This is a genomic window from Flavobacterium ginsenosidimutans (assembly GCF_003254625.1).
In the GTDB taxonomy this organism is placed as follows: domain Bacteria; phylum Bacteroidota; class Bacteroidia; order Flavobacteriales; family Flavobacteriaceae; genus Flavobacterium; species Flavobacterium ginsenosidimutans.
In genome coordinates, this window is the sequence record NZ_QJRJ01000073.1 from 84,490 (window position 1) to 101,281 (window position 16,792).

At 36.2% G+C, this 16,792-nt stretch carries 13 protein-coding genes and 3 tRNA genes; 8 read left to right on the top strand and 8 right to left on the bottom strand.

Annotation, left to right across the window (positions count from 1 at the left end; genetic code table 11):
• Positions 1–2 precede the first annotated feature (2 nt).
• Positions 3–800: an SDR family NAD(P)-dependent oxidoreductase gene (locus DM444_RS07770; RefSeq protein ID WP_111285307.1), complete on the top strand. Its 798-nt coding sequence runs from the start codon at positions 3–5 to the stop codon at positions 798–800.
• A 381-nt stretch (positions 801–1,181) separates the two neighbouring features.
• On the opposite strand, the gene DM444_RS07780 is transcribed toward DM444_RS07770, so the two are convergent.
• The 5 genes from DM444_RS07780 to DM444_RS07795 form a co-directional block, all read right to left on the bottom strand.
• Positions 1,182–1,589, bottom strand: a complete 408-nt coding sequence (locus DM444_RS07780; RefSeq protein ID WP_111285310.1) for a VOC family protein — start codon at positions 1,587–1,589, stop codon at positions 1,182–1,184.
• A gap of 31 nt (positions 1,590–1,620) precedes the next feature.
• Positions 1,621–2,370 carry a DUF6597 domain-containing transcriptional factor gene (locus DM444_RS07785; protein ID WP_111285312.1) on the bottom strand — a complete coding sequence of 250 codons (750 nt, stop codon included), beginning with the start codon at positions 2,368–2,370 and terminating at the stop codon, positions 1,621–1,623.
• Positions 2,371–3,163: 793 nt separating this feature from the next.
• Positions 3,164–5,395 carry a DUF6055 domain-containing protein gene (locus tag DM444_RS07790; protein ID WP_111285314.1) on the bottom strand — a complete coding sequence of 744 codons (2,232 nt, stop codon included), beginning with the start codon at positions 5,393–5,395 and terminating at the stop codon, positions 3,164–3,166.
• Between the two features lie 164 nt (positions 5,396–5,559).
• A complete protein-coding gene (locus DM444_RS23590; RefSeq protein ID WP_162614937.1) occupies positions 5,560–5,703 on the bottom strand; it encodes a hypothetical protein in 144 nt (47 codons plus the stop codon).
• A gap of 111 nt (positions 5,704–5,814) precedes the next feature.
• Positions 5,815–5,997 (bottom strand): hypothetical protein, encoded by a 183-nt coding sequence (locus DM444_RS07795; protein ID WP_162614938.1) that lies wholly within the window; start codon positions 5,995–5,997, stop codon positions 5,815–5,817.
• 853 nt (positions 5,998–6,850) lie between these two features.
• On the opposite strand from DM444_RS07795, the gene DM444_RS07800 reads away from it, so the two are divergent.
• The 4 genes from DM444_RS07800 (at position 6,851) to DM444_RS07815 (ending at position 12,673) form a co-directional block, all read left to right on the top strand.
• Positions 6,851–8,290 carry a serine hydrolase domain-containing protein gene (locus DM444_RS07800; RefSeq protein ID WP_111285318.1) on the top strand — a complete coding sequence of 480 codons (1,440 nt, stop codon included), beginning with the start codon at positions 6,851–6,853 and terminating at the stop codon, positions 8,288–8,290.
• A 5-nt stretch (positions 8,291–8,295) separates the two neighbouring features.
• Positions 8,296–9,768: a S41 family peptidase gene (locus DM444_RS07805; RefSeq protein WP_111285320.1), complete on the top strand. Its 1,473-nt coding sequence runs from the start codon at positions 8,296–8,298 to the stop codon at positions 9,766–9,768.
• 287 nt (positions 9,769–10,055) lie between these two features.
• Complete coding sequence (locus DM444_RS07810; RefSeq protein WP_111285322.1) at positions 10,056–10,862, top strand: AraC family transcriptional regulator; 807 nt, start codon at positions 10,056–10,058, stop codon at positions 10,860–10,862.
• 149 nt (positions 10,863–11,011) lie between these two features.
• Positions 11,012–12,673 carry a serine hydrolase domain-containing protein gene (locus tag DM444_RS07815; RefSeq protein WP_111285324.1) on the top strand — a complete coding sequence of 554 codons (1,662 nt, stop codon included), beginning with the start codon at positions 11,012–11,014 and terminating at the stop codon, positions 12,671–12,673.
• Positions 12,674–13,194: 521 nt separating this feature from the next.
• On the opposite strand, the gene DM444_RS07820 is transcribed toward DM444_RS07815, so the two are convergent.
• From DM444_RS07820 to DM444_RS07830, 3 genes are all read right to left on the bottom strand, one after another.
• Positions 13,195–13,268, bottom strand: a tRNA-Arg gene (locus tag DM444_RS07820).
• Between the two features lie 16 nt (positions 13,269–13,284).
• Positions 13,285–13,359 (bottom strand) — tRNA-Pro (locus tag DM444_RS07825).
• Between the two features lie 14 nt (positions 13,360–13,373).
• Positions 13,374–13,457 (bottom strand) — tRNA-Ser (locus DM444_RS07830).
• A gap of 239 nt (positions 13,458–13,696) precedes the next feature.
• On the opposite strand from DM444_RS07830, the gene DM444_RS07835 reads away from it, so the two are divergent.
• The 3 genes from DM444_RS07835 to DM444_RS07845 all read left to right on the top strand — a co-directional run bounded on the left by DM444_RS07835 (position 13,697) and on the right by DM444_RS07845 (position 16,792).
• On the top strand, positions 13,697–14,875 hold the full coding sequence (locus tag DM444_RS07835; RefSeq protein ID WP_111285326.1) for an acetyl-CoA C-acyltransferase: 1,179 nt from the start codon (positions 13,697–13,699) through the stop codon (positions 14,873–14,875).
• Between the two features lie 68 nt (positions 14,876–14,943).
• On the top strand, positions 14,944–15,705 hold the full coding sequence (locus DM444_RS07840; RefSeq protein ID WP_111285328.1) for a C40 family peptidase: 762 nt from the start codon (positions 14,944–14,946) through the stop codon (positions 15,703–15,705).
• A 34-nt stretch (positions 15,706–15,739) separates the two neighbouring features.
• Positions 15,740–16,792, top strand: coding sequence for an SMI1/KNR4 family protein (locus DM444_RS07845; protein WP_111285330.1), 1,053 nt, complete (start codon positions 15,740–15,742; stop codon positions 16,790–16,792).

Here is a 16,792-nt window from a genome sequence, read left to right on the forward strand (position 1 = left end):
AAATGGATTTAAAATTAAAAGGAAAAAGAGCGCTTGTAACGGGTTCGAGTTCGGGATTGGGAGAATCAATAGTTAAAATGCTGGCAAATGAAGGTGCGACCGTTATAGTTCATGGCAGAAATGAAGATCGTGCCAAAGCTGTGTGCCAGGAAATTATTAACAATGGAGGGATGGCAGAAATAGCTTTAGGTGATCTCAGTACAGATAACGGAGCAGATGAGGCTGCTTCTGCTGCGCTTAAAAATGGCCAGATTGATATTTTAATTAATAATGCAGGTGCTACATCACATAAATCCTGGGGCGAAGCAACGGCAATTGATTGGACTGAAATTTATAACAATAATGTAGTTTCATATGTAAGAATGATTCAGCGTATAGTGCCACAAATGAAAACACTAGGTTGGGGACGCGTTATTCATATAGGCGGAGGTCTCGGCATACAGCCTATTAAAGAGCAGCCTCATTATAATGCAACACTTGCTGCAAGACATAATCTTTCAATCTCACTTGCTAGAACACTGCAAGAAACTGGGATAACTTCAAATGTAGTTTCTCCTGGGGCAATCATAAATCCTATGGTTGAAGATTGGCTTGTGAATGCTGCACCTAAGTTTAACTGGGGAACCGATTTAGAGGAGATAAAATCTAAGGCTGTTCAGCAGCTAATTCCAAATGATACAGGAAGGTTTGGAGAACCTGAGGAAATTGCCGGGGCAGTTGCATATCTTTGCAGCACTTATGCTAATTATATTAGTGGAGCTACAATTAGGGTCGATGGAGGTACAATTAAATGTTTGTAGAATATTCTTCTAAAATCATCTAATAAAACACAGGACTTCGATATCCGAGGTATTCTTTTTGAAAAAATTCGCAATGTCTCTGACTTTGCGAATTTTTTTTGTCTTAGAAATTGTAAACGTGATAAAAGTCTCTAGCTTTTTGATGTGATGCAAAACAAAAATGCTCCAGATTTCTTTGAAGCTTTTTTGCTGTACAGGAAGCATTCCAATAACTAGCCAATTTGCTGAAGATTTTATATAATTATTGCATTAGCATCATGATTTCAATTGTGCAATAATCAGACAATAAGCTTAGCGGTTAGATTTGAGCTAATCCTACTGTAGCATTACAATACTGCTTGGAAGATTTTTTTGGCATTGCCTAACCGGCCTTTAGTCATATTACAGCCCATCTTTGTTTGACAAGTCAGAGAACAATTCAATTAAATTATTTTCTGGGTCTCTAAAATGTGCGACTCTAATTCCCCAAGCTGCCATGTCTTTTGGTTCGGCTAAAAAGTTCAGTCCTTTACTCTGCAGCATGCTGTAACTCTCATCAACACTGTCTACTTTCAAAATTATTGCAATTTTGTCTTGTAAAATTTCATTTTTCTTTGCTTCTGTGCTGCCAATGGCGACACTCATTAATTCTGCTTTAAACAAAGCAAGCCCTGAAAGGTTTCCAATATTAAAACTGGCGAAATTATCGCCAAGTTTGCCCCAAGTGCATTCTAAACCAAGAATGCCGCTGTAAAAATTGAAGCATTTGTCAAAATCATTTACTAAAAGTCTGATGTTATCGAATTTCATTTTGCTTTTTAAATTTAGTTATGAAGCAAAACTACTTTTCTTTCATTGTTGCCAATTGTAAAAATCGGTCGTTTTTGTTTTCAAACAATTCGGTTGGGATATTTCCTGTATGTTTTTTTATATCTTTTATAAAATGCGACTGGTCAAAATAATTATGCTCAGGAAAAAGCTGTCCTTTCTTGATATGCTTGAAAGAAGCGAAAAGTTTTAAAATTTTGCAGTACGTTTTTAAGGGAATCCCAAATCTTTGCTTGAAATAGCGGTTAATTTGTCGGTTTGCCCAAAAAACCTGCTGCGAATATTGTTCGATTGCCAATTCGCCATTTGTCTGATACAATAAGCTGAAAAGCTTTTGTTTTCTGCTGTCAATGCTCTTTTGGCTATCCAAAATGGAGAGCATAATTTTATCCAACTTTTTTGTTTCTGCATCTAAATCTATAAATAAGGCTTTATCTAATCCCCAAAAGCTGTTTTCTTTTATTTCTTCGCTGTCGCAAAAACTTGAAATATTTTGCTGTAAAATATAATCAACGGCCAATAATTTAAATCGCACTCCAAAAAGTTGCGTATTGGGTGCAATAGAAACTTCGACTTGTTTGGTCCAAAGTCCTGTTAACGAAATTTCTTTCTGATGGTAGCTGTCAAAAGATATGATAAGATCAAAACAGCCATCTGGCAAGATTGTAAAATCAAGCTGCTGATTGGTTGAATTCTCAAACCACCAATAATTCTTAACGAAGTCTGCCAATAATTTGTTAGGAATAAACTCTTTATAAATCATTTAAATTGTTCCTTAGAAAGTTGTTTACTGAAAAGGTTTATAAAAGATATTAAGATTAAATTTTTATTGCTTATTATGTGGCATAAAAAAGTGCAGCTTCCAATTCCATATTAAGCATAGCCTACTCCCTACAGTTGAGATTTATTTAAATTCTCCGCCAAATATAGCCATAGCATTACCTACTTGCGCGAGCATCTCTCTCGTGAATAGATGCTGACAAAGATAGTTAAAACAAAAAAAACTCCAGATTACTCTGAAGCTTATATCGTTGTAGCAGGAACTGGACTCAAACCAAAACCTCACAAATCTTATTGAATCATTATAAATTAAAAGATAAAATAATCCTCACATCCAAATCAACGTCCTTCCAACCAACTCCCCCCTTCACCATTCAAAACCAAAAATAAAAGAAGTCTGAGAAAAAAGAAAAAACATATAACTAACTAACTAACTAACTAACTAACTAACTTATTGATAATTCAAAAGTCTAAGTTTTATGGCAGAATCGTGGCGCATGGTGTTTTTGAAAAAAAGAAATCCAGCAGAATAAAAGCCTGCTAGGATTAGGTTCGAAACTTTTTGACTTAATAAAAAAGTAATCCCCCAGTTTAAAAAATATTATTTTGCACTTGCTGAAATGCGCTTTTTCGGCTCAGCCTCATTTCTAACCGCTATTTTCTGAATCGGAGCAAATAATCAAGAAAAAGGGTCCAACTTTAATTAAAAAGTCAGACCCTGCAATTTTTAAGCTTACGCCTTTTTACAATAGTGCCAAGTAATTGCTAATGAATCATTATTGTTTAATAAATGTTTTACTGACTACTTCATTTCCTCTTTGAATCTGCAGCAAATAAACCCCAGGAGCTAGATTACTGCAATTGTAAGGAATTTCAATTCTGCCCGTATCATAAATTTGGCTCTTAATAACATTTAAACTGCGCCCGCTGGTATCAAATACTGAAATTGTAACTTTTTGCTGTTCAGACTGCAAAAAAGTTATATTTATATTTCCAGTTGCTGGATTAGGATAGATGCTCAAATCAACTTCTGACTCTAGGGTTGACTTATTGGAACTAAGTGCTGATGCTGTGCAGTTAGGTGTGGAGCTAAAAGCCATCTGTGCTGCTGTAAAGTTGGTAAATGCTGCATTGATGTCGATATTAGAAGTATCAGCTGCGCCTTTACCATCGCAATTATCTCTTCCGTTTCTCCAATATGGAAACTGCAAATAAACACCTGGTGTAGAACAGCTGCCAATTTCTGCATCACCACCCACTACAACTGAGCTTCCAAAATCTCCCGCAAACAGCATTGCATTTCCTTTTATATTTGCTGTGTTTTTTACAGATCCGCCTTCCATCCAGGCATTGCCTTCAACAATTGCAGTGTTTGATATCGTTGCGTTGTACACACATGCATTTCCTCTAACAATCGCACTGCCATTTATAGTTCCGCCATCTACCATAGCATAATCTTCTATTCGGGCATTTCCTGAAACATTTCCGGCTCTTACAATTGCATAAGGACCTACATATACTGTAGATGCAACAGTCGCATTATTAGAAACCCATCCGCCTCCGTTAGTGTGCAGATGTCCGTTTGTTTTAAGATAACTTCTGAAATTTGCTGCAGGCTGATATCCTTCAGGAGCAGCATTTGCAATTTTTAGTTCATAAGGATATCTTCTTTGTTTTGGGTAACCAACATCCATATTGTAATTTACATGGACTTTTGGCGCAGCAAAAACTACCAAATAAATATTGGCTTCTGTAGCGGTATTAAGCGTAAACGAAGCTTCGCCATCCACTTTATACATTGGACTGTAACGCGAAATAGTACCATCGGTCTTTGTCGTAACAAAACCATATCTCCATCCTGCTTGAGTTGTATTAACCTCAGTATGTCCTTTAAATTTAATGGTAACTTTCTTTTGGGTTCCCGTACAGGTTGGGTATAAAGGAATTACGTTCATTCCGTAATCTTGTGGAGCCCAATCGTTATTTGTATAATATTGATCTGTTGTTCCTGTAACTTTAGTTAAAAGTGTGTATTCTCTGCTGGTATAGCGAGGCATATTTGTTTTTATGCTGTTATACACCGTTCTGATGGTTTTTCCAAAATTACTCGTCGCATTGATTTGAGAGTTCCATTGGATAGGATAATCAAATGCAGGTTGTCTTTGCGCATAGCCCCAAAGATAATCATCAAGTTGGTCTTGCGTAAAACCTTTTAATCGCTTAATGGTTTCAAGCGGATGCTCTTCATTCATAGATTCCGCCCACATTCTTCTAGTGAAATCAAAACCTTCTTTTTCCTGCACATAATACATTAAATGAAAATTCGTGTAATGATGTCTGGTAGACGACCACATAAAATGCTTCGTCTGAATCCAGCGGGTGAGAGTTCCGTCAATTTCTGCCCATTGTGAGTACGCTTGGGCTCGCATAAAATTGGCATGTCCTTCAAAGAAAGGACCTGCCCAATCGTATCCGGAAAATGCTTTTCCCGCACCTGGATTTTCCTGTATCTGCATCATCATTTGCAGGGTGTGTGCAAACTCATGTGACAATGCTCCCCCATCTCTTGTCGCTTCCGGATGTACAAACATTGCACCAATTGTATTGCTAAACGAACTAGCCTGAGCAAAGGCCTCTAATCTCGGATCTGTAGAATTCCAAGTATTCATTATCATAATAATGATCTTGTATTTTCCAAAATTTGTTGTTGGGGCATTATTTATAAAATGCAAATCGGTAATGTAGCGTTTAAAGCTAGTCTCAAGCGTATCTGCAACCGATTTCGGAGTAAATCTTAAGGTTGCATCAGCATACGCTGCAGGATTTGTACCCACTTTATCACCCCAGTAAACAACAAAGTTCGTAGACTCATACTTTCTGGTGTTGGATACTTTATTGTAAAATTCATTATTGGGATCACTCCATTCTGTGGGTGTAAAAAGCGTTTTCTGTGCAATTGCAGAATAGCTGGATAGAAAAATGACAATCAGTAATAAAAGTTTTTTCATAGTTTATTTAATTAATAGGTTAAGAAATAGCATTATATTGTAAATGTAAAAACAACACTAATTTTTTTACAAGACAATATTATCTATATTTAATACTATTTTACCTATTTTATAAAATACTATTTCCTGTTTTACAATAAGTTATACAATTAAATTTTTAAAAACTAATCAACTCCAGTAATCTCCAGTACAATACTGCTTTCCAGTCTGGAAGAAGAAACTTTTATTCCTAATTTCATCAGTAAATCTTCGGAAAAAACATTTCCTGATGCCTCAAAAGCATTTTTTGGCTTCCGGCATGATATCAATTTCTTCGACTTTATATTTTTTAAAGGATCAAGTCTCTCTAATCTTACAAAACTATAATTAGGATCGGTTAATGGATGCAGGGTATAAGAAAAAACTATCGACTTGACTTTCTACTGATTGACATACATAAGCACTGCTCTGCTTCGTTGATAAGGCGAAACCAATCGGTACAAATCTCCTTGCCAGATTACCGGACTTAACCTTTTGTAATTAGAAACTGCTTGCTGGCAAAATTGCAACTCGTTTGGTTTTAATCCGCCTACGTAAATATCAAAACCTAATTTCTCCATCATAGCAACATCGGGGCGCACTAGGTCGAAAAAAAATAAAAATGCAGGAAATATGGGGGTTTCAAGCTTAAGGTTCGAATCCTGCTCTCTTTCGAACTTCTGATCATAAGCTAAATTAAGGCTTCACTGAAAGCTTAAAAAGAGACTTTTCAAAATCCTCGCCTCAAAATAATACCAATAATTCTACTAGATATATATTAAAGTTGCAAGCCGTTCCAAACCAACCTCCCCTTTACCGGCCAAAACCAAAAATAAAAGCAATCAAAAACTAACTAACTAACTAACTAACTAACTAACTAACTAACTAACTAACTAACTAGGTAGCATAAAATGGTTCGAAATCCCTTCTCAATAGCTCAATAGGAATCTGAAGAAGAAAATTATAGCGGAAAAACACCTAAAAAGCCTAAAAAATGCCTAAAAATGAGAAAAAGAATGCTGCTCTGAAAGAAGCCTAAACATCTATATTTAGGCTGATAAAACATAGACCTCAAATTTTCCCGCGCATACCTCTTAAAATCATTTCCTATTGCCTCAGACTTACTGCAGAAAGTTCTTAACCGACAAAAGAAAAAGCTGCCGGACATTAAAACTTACCCATAGTCAATTTTTGCTGTTTTTCTTATGCTTAGATTTGAAGATAATTTCAGGCTAAGCAAAAATTATGAAGGAAAAGGCAAGATTGAAGTCAATATTTTTATACTGTATAAATGCGGTACGTTTCGGTTATCTGACTGCTAAGACCATCATTTTACCGCTGGCATTATTGCTGATTTTGCCAATTCTGCCTATCGGTACGATAGCTTATATACTTAGAAACCAGATTTCTTTTTCCTCTAAACAATATTAAAACATTATGAAAAACAGCATTTTAATTACTTTAGCGATAGCAGGAACATCATTATCTGCTCAAAATAAAACTGCTGATGTTGATAGTATCATTAAACGAGAAATGAGCGAACGAAAAATACCGGGATTGCAGATAGCAGTTGTGCAGAGCGGAAAAATTGCTTTAAATAAATCTTATGGTGTTGCAAATATCCAAGACAATATTCCTGTAGACAGCCAAACGATTTTTGCCATTAATTCCTGTACAAAAGTTTTTACCAGCGTAGCAATTATGCAGCTGGCTGAAGATGGAAAAATTGAACTTTCAGATCCTGTTTCTAAATATTTGGATGGCCTTCCTCCATCATGGGCATCTGTCACCATTAAACAGTTGCTAACCCATTGTTCAGGACTACCCGATCTGCTGAAGCTGCTAGACCCATACACAGGCGGCTTGGCAGCTTTGAAAAATGAAGAAGCCATATGGGAAAAATTGAAATCCATCCCTTTGGAATTTCAGCCTGGCGAGCGGTTTAGCTATAATCAGACTAACGCATATCTTTTAGGGAAAATAATAGACAAATTTAGAGAAAAGCCATTTGCTGAAGTTTTTTCAGAAAAACAATTTGAACCGGCAGGCATGGGCAGTACTATTTTTGGAGATTCCCGTGATGTGATACCACATTTTGCACCAACCTATTTTTATAGAACAGCGTTAGATGGACAAAAATATATGGAGCAGAAAATGGTAAATAATTATTATGAATTTCCGTATTTCAGAAGAACCGCGGCTGGACTTAATAGCACCGCAAAAGACATAGCGCAGTGGGTTATTGCTTTGCAAAGCGGCAAACTCCTAAAATCCAAAGCAACTATAGAGACCATGTGGTCTCCAATTCAATTTAATAACGGTCAAAATACGCCCTGGGCATTGGGATGGGGCCTAGCAAAATTTCGCAAGCATCATAGGGCTATAGGCATGTCAGGCGGCGGTAGGGCAGCTTTTCTTATTTATCCTGACGATGACCTCGCTGTAATTGTACTGACCAATCTGGGCGGCGGTTCACCTGAAGATTATTTGGAAGAACTAGCAGCCTGCTATATCCCGGATATTCTGAATGCAGATCCATTGACTTTTTTAAGAATTAATTTACGTAAAACTGGATTTGACAGGGCAATTAAAGTTGTGAAAGAACAGATTAAAAAAGACCCTTATTTCAAACCAAATGAATTTGAATTAAACGAATGGGCATACCGAATGATGCAAAAAGGGGAAATTAAAAATGCTCTGCAGATTTTCAAATTAAATGTATTTCTATTTCCAAATAGCTGGAATGCCTATGATAGTTATGGAGAAGCTTTATTAAAGGATAACAGCAAAGAAGAAGCCATCAGAATGTATAAGAAATCCATCGAATTAAACCAAAAAAATGAAAACGGTAAAAAAATTTTAGAAACTCTAATATAAAAAAAATGGCAAGACCAATTCTATCACTCATAGCTGCTTTTTTTATTGGACTGATGTCATCTGCACAAACGCAGACACCAAAATCCAATAATCAGAAGTTTTCGGCTGAAACGGTAAAAAACACCATCGATGAACTGCAGAAAGAACTTAGCGAAAAGCATCCGGGGTTTTACAGATATACCGCCAAAACTCAATTTACCGCTTACATCGATTCAATAAAAAAAACTATTAGGGATTCGCTAACGGTATTTGAATCTTTTCAGAAACTGAAGCCAATCGTCGCAAAAATCAATTGCCTGCATACTGGCATTTCCTTACCCAAAGCATATTTAGACCAGTTGAATATGCGCCCAAATCTGTTTCCGTTCCAGCTTTACTTTTCAGAAGACAAAGCATATGTAGTTAAGAATTTTTCGGATAATAGCGGTATTCTGCCAGGTGATGAAATCGTGCGCATCAACGGAAAAAGCATTCCCGAAATCACCGCACTGCTGTTTGCGCTCATTCCTTCTGACGGCTATAATCAAACGCTAAAATGGAGAGCATTGAATCTGCAATTCCCAAGCTGGTACAGAAATATCGATTTAAGCGAAAATTTCAGCATTTTGGTGAATCAGAATAATATAGAGAAAACGTACCGCACCACAGGAGCCAGATTTGATGATATTGCTAAGGATGGATTTTTAGAAGAACCGGCAAGATCGAAGCAGTTGGAATTTAAGATTGAAAACAATGTTGCTTTTCTAACGATTCATTCGTTCGCTAAAACCGACATTAAAAATTCAAATCAGGATTTTAAGAAATTTATAGACCAGGCTTTTGACGAAATTAAGAGCAGATCCATTCAGAACCTTATTGTGGATCTTCGAGACAACACGGGGGGCTCAGACTCTAATGCCGAATATTTTACCAGCCATTTTTTTGACCAGCCTTTTCGCTATTGGGATAGAATAGAAGTTACAGAAACGGTGGCGAAAGAAATAAAAGGCTTATCGCTAAAGCTTTTTTATAGAAAACCCGTAGAAAAAAACGGCATTTGGCTGTGGCAAAAAGCAAAACATACACCAGAATTCGATTATTACGAAATGCAAAAACCTGTAAAAAATAATTACGGAGGCAAAACTTATATTCTGATTAACGGATTTTGCATGTCCTCATGCGCAGATGTTGCAGCAATATTGTCCCATAACAGAAAAGCAGCATTTATAGGTCAGGAAACCGGTGGCGGCTATCAGGGAAATAATAGCGGAATGCTGCCTGTGAGTCTGGTGCAGCCATTTGGATTTGCACTCACCGTTCCATTGCAAAAATATACCAATGCCGTGGATTCATCCGTCAATTTTGGACACGGCACAATGCCTGATTACAAAACTGAGCCTAATTCTAACAATGTTTTGAATAATATTGATAAAGAAATGCAGACTGCACTGGACTTAATATTTGGTGCAGAATCAGTGCAGCATGGTTTAAGAAATTAAAAAACTGGAGCTGCCTCCAATCTACCACAAAAAGCCAAGGCGACTTTAAAGATTATTGAGCAATTTAAACTTTATCGCAGAATCATGGCAAAGCAGGTTTTGAAAAACACAAAAAGCCTTCAAAATCAACGATTGATAATTTATCAAACCGAAAAAGATTAAGTAAAGCCGATCAAAAATAAAATACGCTATTAATACTAGAAATAGAAAGAAACGATTTAATCTTACTTTAATACAAGTAAGATTACTTTTTATTAAATTGCAAAAACAAAACTTATATCGACTTTATGAAAGCTTTAAGTACTGGGCAATTTTTTGGTGAGACTAACAGTCTTATTGTTCTAGATGGACTTACCATTACTGATACAGAATATACCCACGAAAAAGTAGACTGGCATTACCACGAAAAGCCTTACTTCACTTTTATCCTGCAAGGCAGAGTTTTGGAAGGAAACAAAAAAGAAATTTATCAGTGCTCACAGGGAAGTCTTCTTTTCCATAACTGGGATGATGCGCATTATAATATAAAACCTCCTGGATTTACCCGTGGTTTTCATATCGAAATAAATCAGGACTGGTTTAAAAATTACAGCTTAAAAACCGAACAGGTCCAAGGCAGCATTTCAATTAAAAATACTGGCATACAGCTATTATTTTACAAAATTTTCAAGGAAAGCAAATTAGATGACAGCGTAAGCAATTTGACTATAAATACTTTATTGATTGAAGTATTGGAGAAAATTGATTCGAAATATAAAACTGAAGATAAATTTATTCCGCATTGGGCAAAAACTCTAAAAGAAATTCTTCATGAGCAAAACCTGAATGATTTTTCTCTTCCGTGTTTAGCAAAACTCTTAGATATACATCCTGTACATCTCTCCCGATGTTTTCCAAAGTATTTTGGATGTTCCTTAGGCGAATACATCCGTAAAATCAAAATAAAAAAATCAATCGGCATGCTGTCAGACAATCGCAGTTCGCTTGCAGAAATTGCTCTTGAAGCTGGTTTTTCCGACCAAAGCCATTTCAACAGATGTTTTAAAGAAAACATAGGAACAACTCCTATGAATTTTAGAAATCTGCTTTTATGAATATCAATTGCCTGCGCAAAAATCACCCATAATCTGACTGTCGGGCAGCATCTTAAAAATTTTCATGAAAAATAACTCTCATGTTAATTTTATTCTATACTGGTGTTTTACCCATCATTAGTTTTGTTAAATAACTTAAAGACATAACCATGAGATTATTACTAACTGGAATTTTACATTTACTGGCTGGAATAGGCATTTTGACTGCACAGAACATCGTGAAGCCAGATGAACCAATGAGTCCGCTTCAGACAAAATATGCCGGAAAAATTGTTTTCCTTAATGCTCAATACCCAATAGAACAGCTTACCGAAGATAAATTTCTTACAGCGTTTGAATTTAAAGAAGGTAGCACCCTTGATGCACGCCTCTTTCTAAAAAATTCACTGACCAACTATCTGCATGAATTAAATAGTAGTCTAACAGCCGAACAATTGCTTAAAAACGGAAATTTTCAGTTTACATTTTATGTTGATGGAAAATCAATCTATACAGAAAATTTAAACACGGGAGCTGGAACCTCCAAAGGCAAAAACCAATGGATAACTTTAAGAATTCCTTTAATAAGCCCAACCAATGAAGACAGCTGGGGACGTTATTTATGGTCTCGATTTTATTATGCTAATGGCGGAGAAGACGCTGTTTTTGGCGGGAAGCATCTCTTAAAAATAGAAATCCGTCCCTATATAAAAACTGATAGTGGCATTAAAACCGGAACTATTATAGCTGAAGGCCAGATTCATTTTGAGCAGCCCGCAATTCAGTTAACCGAAAAACAAATAGCCATACAGCCTATTGAAACTGGAAGCGGATGGAGCATTTCTAATGACGGGTTTGATAAAAGACTAATTAAAGAACTGAATACAAGAATACTGCAGAAACGTTTTAAAGAAATAACAAGCGTGGCAGTTATAAAAAATGGAAAACTTTTACTGGAAGAATATTTTAATGGAACCAATAGAAAAAGTCTTCATGATACCCGTTCTGTGGGCAAATCGTTTGCTTCTACAATGACTGGAATAGCAATTCAAGAAGGATATCTAAAAAATGAAAATCAGTCATTAAGCCAGTTTTACAATCTTAAGGATTATTCCAATTATACAGCTTCAAAAGACAGCATTAAAATAAAAGATCTTCTTACAATGAGTTCTTCTTTTGAAGGCTCAGATCAGGACTGGAATTCTCCTGGAAATGAAGAAAATATGTATCCTACAGACAATTGGGTAAAATTTGCGTTGGACCTTCCGATAGATAAAAACAAAAAAAACGCAAAGCAATGGGATTATTTTACAGCAGGAGTTGTTGTAATTGGCGATATTCTAAATCAAAAAGTGCCACAAGGGCTTGAATCTTATGCAGATAAAAAACTTTTTAAGCCATTGGAAATCACCCATTATCAATGGCAGTACACTCCGCAAAAAGTTGCCAATACAGCTGGCGGATTAGGACTGGAAACTCTCGGTCTTGCCAAATACGGCCAACTCTACCAGAACAAAGGAAAATGGAAGGGAAAACAATTGCTATCTTCATCTTGGGTCAAAAAAACATTTACCAATTATTTCCCAGAAGATCAAAACTTAAGTGGGTACGGATATCTTTTCTGGAGAGAAAAATTTGAAATAGAAGGCAAAAGCTATGAAGCTTATCTATGCAGCGGCAATGGAGGAAATAAAGTCTATATTTTTCAAAACCTGCCTTTGGTTATTGTTCTTACATCTACAGCCTACAATCAGCCTTATGCACACAAGCAGGCTTCGCAGATTGTAACTAATTATCTTCTTCCTGCCGTTCTTAATTCAAAAACACATTAAAGTTGCTGCTTATTATGACGAGGCTCTCAAAATACGAACTCCTTATGCACTAACTGAGTATAAAGCTGCGGGAGTTTATGCTCTTAAAAAAAACTCTGACAAATCATTTTATTGCCTCTAAACTGCACTTCAGCTTTGTGAATATAAATGCCGTCCTACCTCCCAATTCCAAACAGGGCGCATTTTTCCCGTGCATAAAAAGATCTGACAATTCTTGATGCATCATCCCTAAATAGGTTCTCTAATAAGCTTCCCAAACCAGAAGGCCTAAGTCATGCCTTTAAAAGATTTGCATTCATAAGCAGACTAAAAGAAAACAGTATAAAAAGAAAACAGCCATAAACCAACTAGCATATAAAAAATTATAAAATAAAAAAAACAGCCCGAAGGCTGTTTTTTTTATTATAAATCATTGATAATCTGTAAATGTTTGATGCAATAATTGACTACCAACACATCTGACACATTACCTAAAAAAGCAGTAAAAACAAGAAAACCCGCAAAATAGCGGGTTTCACAAGTGATCGCAGAAGGATTCGAACCTTCGACCGCCTGCTTAGAAGGCAGGTGCTCTATCCAGCTGAGCTATGCGACCATTATTTCAATTGTAGTCGGGGTGGCAGGATTCGAACCTGCGGCCTCCTGCTCCCAAAGCAGGCGCGATAACCGGGCTACGCTACACCCCGAGGCAAAATTTAAGCGGAGAGACAGGGACTCGAACCCTGGCGACGGTTACCCGTCGACAGATTAGCAATCTGCTCCATTACCGCTCTGGCACCTCTCCTTGCTCAAGGAATTGCTTCCGTTTTGCGAGTGCAAATGTATAACATCATTCCTTTTCTCACAAGCTTTTTTTTGAGTTTTTTTAGTTTTTTTTCATCTTTTTTCAAAACCACTTCACAATCAAACAAATAGAATTAACAAAAATTTGACCTTAAATTTAAAATCACCCCTATTCAATACAAAATTTGAATTTATTCAAATAAAGAGTAAATTTGCTTACTAACTATTATTAAACAGAAAATGAACAAAAGAGTTGTTATCGTTTCTGCCGTTAGAACACCTATCGGAAGTTTCATGGGCGGGTTATCTAGTGTACCTGCACCAAAATTAGGCGCTGCTGCTATAAAAGGAGCCCTTTCAAAAATTAACCTTGACCCAAAATTAGTCGATGAAGTTTTCATGGGGAATGTAATCCAGGCGGGTGTTGGACAAGCGCCAGCGCGTCAGGCTGCATTATTTGCCGGATTATCAGAAGAAGTTGCTGCTACAACAGTAAACAAAGTATGTGCTTCTGGAATGAAAGCCGTAATGTTTGCTGCTCAAGCAATCGCATGCGGTGACGCTGAAATTGTTGTAGCAGGCGGAATGGAAAGCATGAGTTTGATTCCTCACTATGTGCAAATGCGTGCTGGAAACAAATTTGGCCCAGCAACTATGCTTGACGGAATGCAAAAAGATGGTTTGACAGATGCTTACGACAACAACGCAATGGGAGTTTGTGCTGATTTATGTGCAACTGAATACAACATCAGCCGTGAAGAGCAAGATGCTTTCGCTATTCAATCTTATGAAAGAAGTGCTAAAGCTTGGGATGCCGGGAAATTCGATAACGAAGTTGTTCCTGTTGAAGTACCGCAAAGACGCGGTGAGCCAATTATCTTTTCAAAAGACGAAGAGTACACTAATGTTAAGTTAGATAAAATCCCTTCTTTAAGCGCTGTTTTTACAAAAGACGGAACTGTAACTGCTGCAAATGCTTCAACCATCAACGACGGAGCTGCTGCTTTAGTTTTAATGTCTGAAGAAAAAGCAAACGAATTAGGAATAAAACCTCTTGCTTACATAAAAGGATATGCAGATGCCGCTCAAGAACCTAAATGGTTTACTACAAGTCCAGCAAAAGCACTTCCAAAAGCTTTAAATAAAGCGGGAATTTCAATCTCAGATGTAGATTATTTCGAATTCAACGAAGCTTTCTCTGTGGTTGGATTAGCCAATTCAAAAATATTAAACCTTGATAACAATAAAGTTAACGTAAACGGTGGAGCTGTTTCACTTGGACATCCGCTGGGTTGTTCAGGAGCTAGAATTATTGTAACTTTACTAAATGTCTTAGAGCAAAACAATGCTAAAACAGGAGCTGCTGCAATTTGCAATGGCGGTGGTGGTGCATCTGCAATTGTTATCGAGAGAGCTTAAAACAATATCACAAAAAATCAGGAGTTATAAATTGCAACTCCTGATTTTCAACTTATAATTTTCCTTAAATGTTCGGAATTTGCAATCTTGCCATAGTACCCGTTCGATCTGAACCAAGTGACAGAAGTGAAATAGTTACACAACTTTTGTTTGGAGAGCACATCGAAATTTTAGAACGCCATAATCAATGGGCTAAAATCAGAATTCAATTTGATGATTACGAAGGCTGGGTAGATTCCAAACAATATCAGGTTATCACCGAACAGCAATTTAATCAGTTAAGCAAAGAAGCCATTATCTTAAATGCCGATTTAATTGATTATATCACTGCTCCAGATAATTTATTGCTTCCAATTCCGCTTGGAGCTTCATTATCATTTTTAAATAATAGCGAAATCAATACTTCAAACTTTGATTTTGAAGGAACCAAAACCAGTGGTGTCAAACCTAAAAGTGCTTTAATAAAGACTGCTTTTATGTATTTGAATGCACCGTATTTATGGGGCGGAAAAACACCTTTCGGAATTGATTGTTCCGGATTCACTCAAATGGTTTATAAATTAAACGGCTATAAAATTCATCGCGATGCTTCTCAGCAAGCACTTGAAGGCGATCCTTTAAGTTTTATTGAAGAAAGTGAAGCGGGCGATTTAGCTTTCTTTGATAATGACGAAGGAAATATTACGCACGTTGGTATTATAATGGAAAACAATTACATTATTCACGCAAGTGGAAAAGTTCGTATTGATCGTTTAGACCATACCGGAATTTATAATCCTGAATTAAAAAAACACACCCATAAACTTCGTGTAATCAAGAAGATTATCTAGTTTCTCTTTTCCTTTAAACCCCATAAAAAGCAAAATGACAAAACTTGAATTATCCAAAACAGGCTTTCAGATTAACAATACAAACATCGAATTCCCAATTGATATAACAGTTTTAAAACAAGCTTTAGGAGACTGCAGACACATCAAAAAACAATACAATCATATTTATACTTGGGACGAACTTGGCATTATGGCGTTTTCTAAAGAAGGAAACAAAGTTGAAAGTTTGGCTATTGAATTTGAAGTTAGAGAATATGATTATTGCGCAAAAAACATCTTTACTGGAGAATTTATTTTTGATGGAGAAGAATTATTTCAATACTACGAAAATAATAAAAGTCAACTTGTAAAACTTTTTAAAGGAGACAGAAGCGGTGCTTTTATTTTAAACGAAACAAGTGTTTGGTTTGACAAAGAAGACGGTAAAATCACAAGTTTAAGCATTTCTGCTTCTGAAGAAAAAGAAAAGAAAATCACAGCGTCTCTTGATCCCGAATACAAATCATTTGAACCTTTATGGCAGGAATGGATTTTAGAAATCAATAAAATCGTTTCAACAAACAATGATTACTACAATCTTACAGAGGGAATTTCCGAAAACGACATTCAAGAACACATTGAACTTGAAGACGATATTACAATTCCGCCAGCATTAATTAACTTTTACAAAGTTCAAAATGTAGATTACGATCCCGTAACGGCTGTTTTTCAATTTGGAGTAAACAATTGGAGTTATGATTTAATTCCGTTTGCAGATATTTCAGAAGAATGGAATTCTATTCAAGATTTGCAATTTGACGAAGAAGATTTACCTGAACAAGAAATAGATTTCGAAAAAATCCAAACCAACAATTACGCTAACCCAAAATGGATTCCGTTTGCCACAGGAAGAAATGGTGATTATTTACTATACGATACAGATCCAGCTGAAAAAGGGAAATTTGGTCAAATCATCGAGCTTCAAAATGAATCTTGGGACAGAAATATTGTCGCTGATTCTTTAGAAGAACTAGTTCAAAATGAAATCAACAATTTAAGAGCCGGTAAAACTGAGCATTTTGATTTTATTATCGGAAAAGAAAATTAA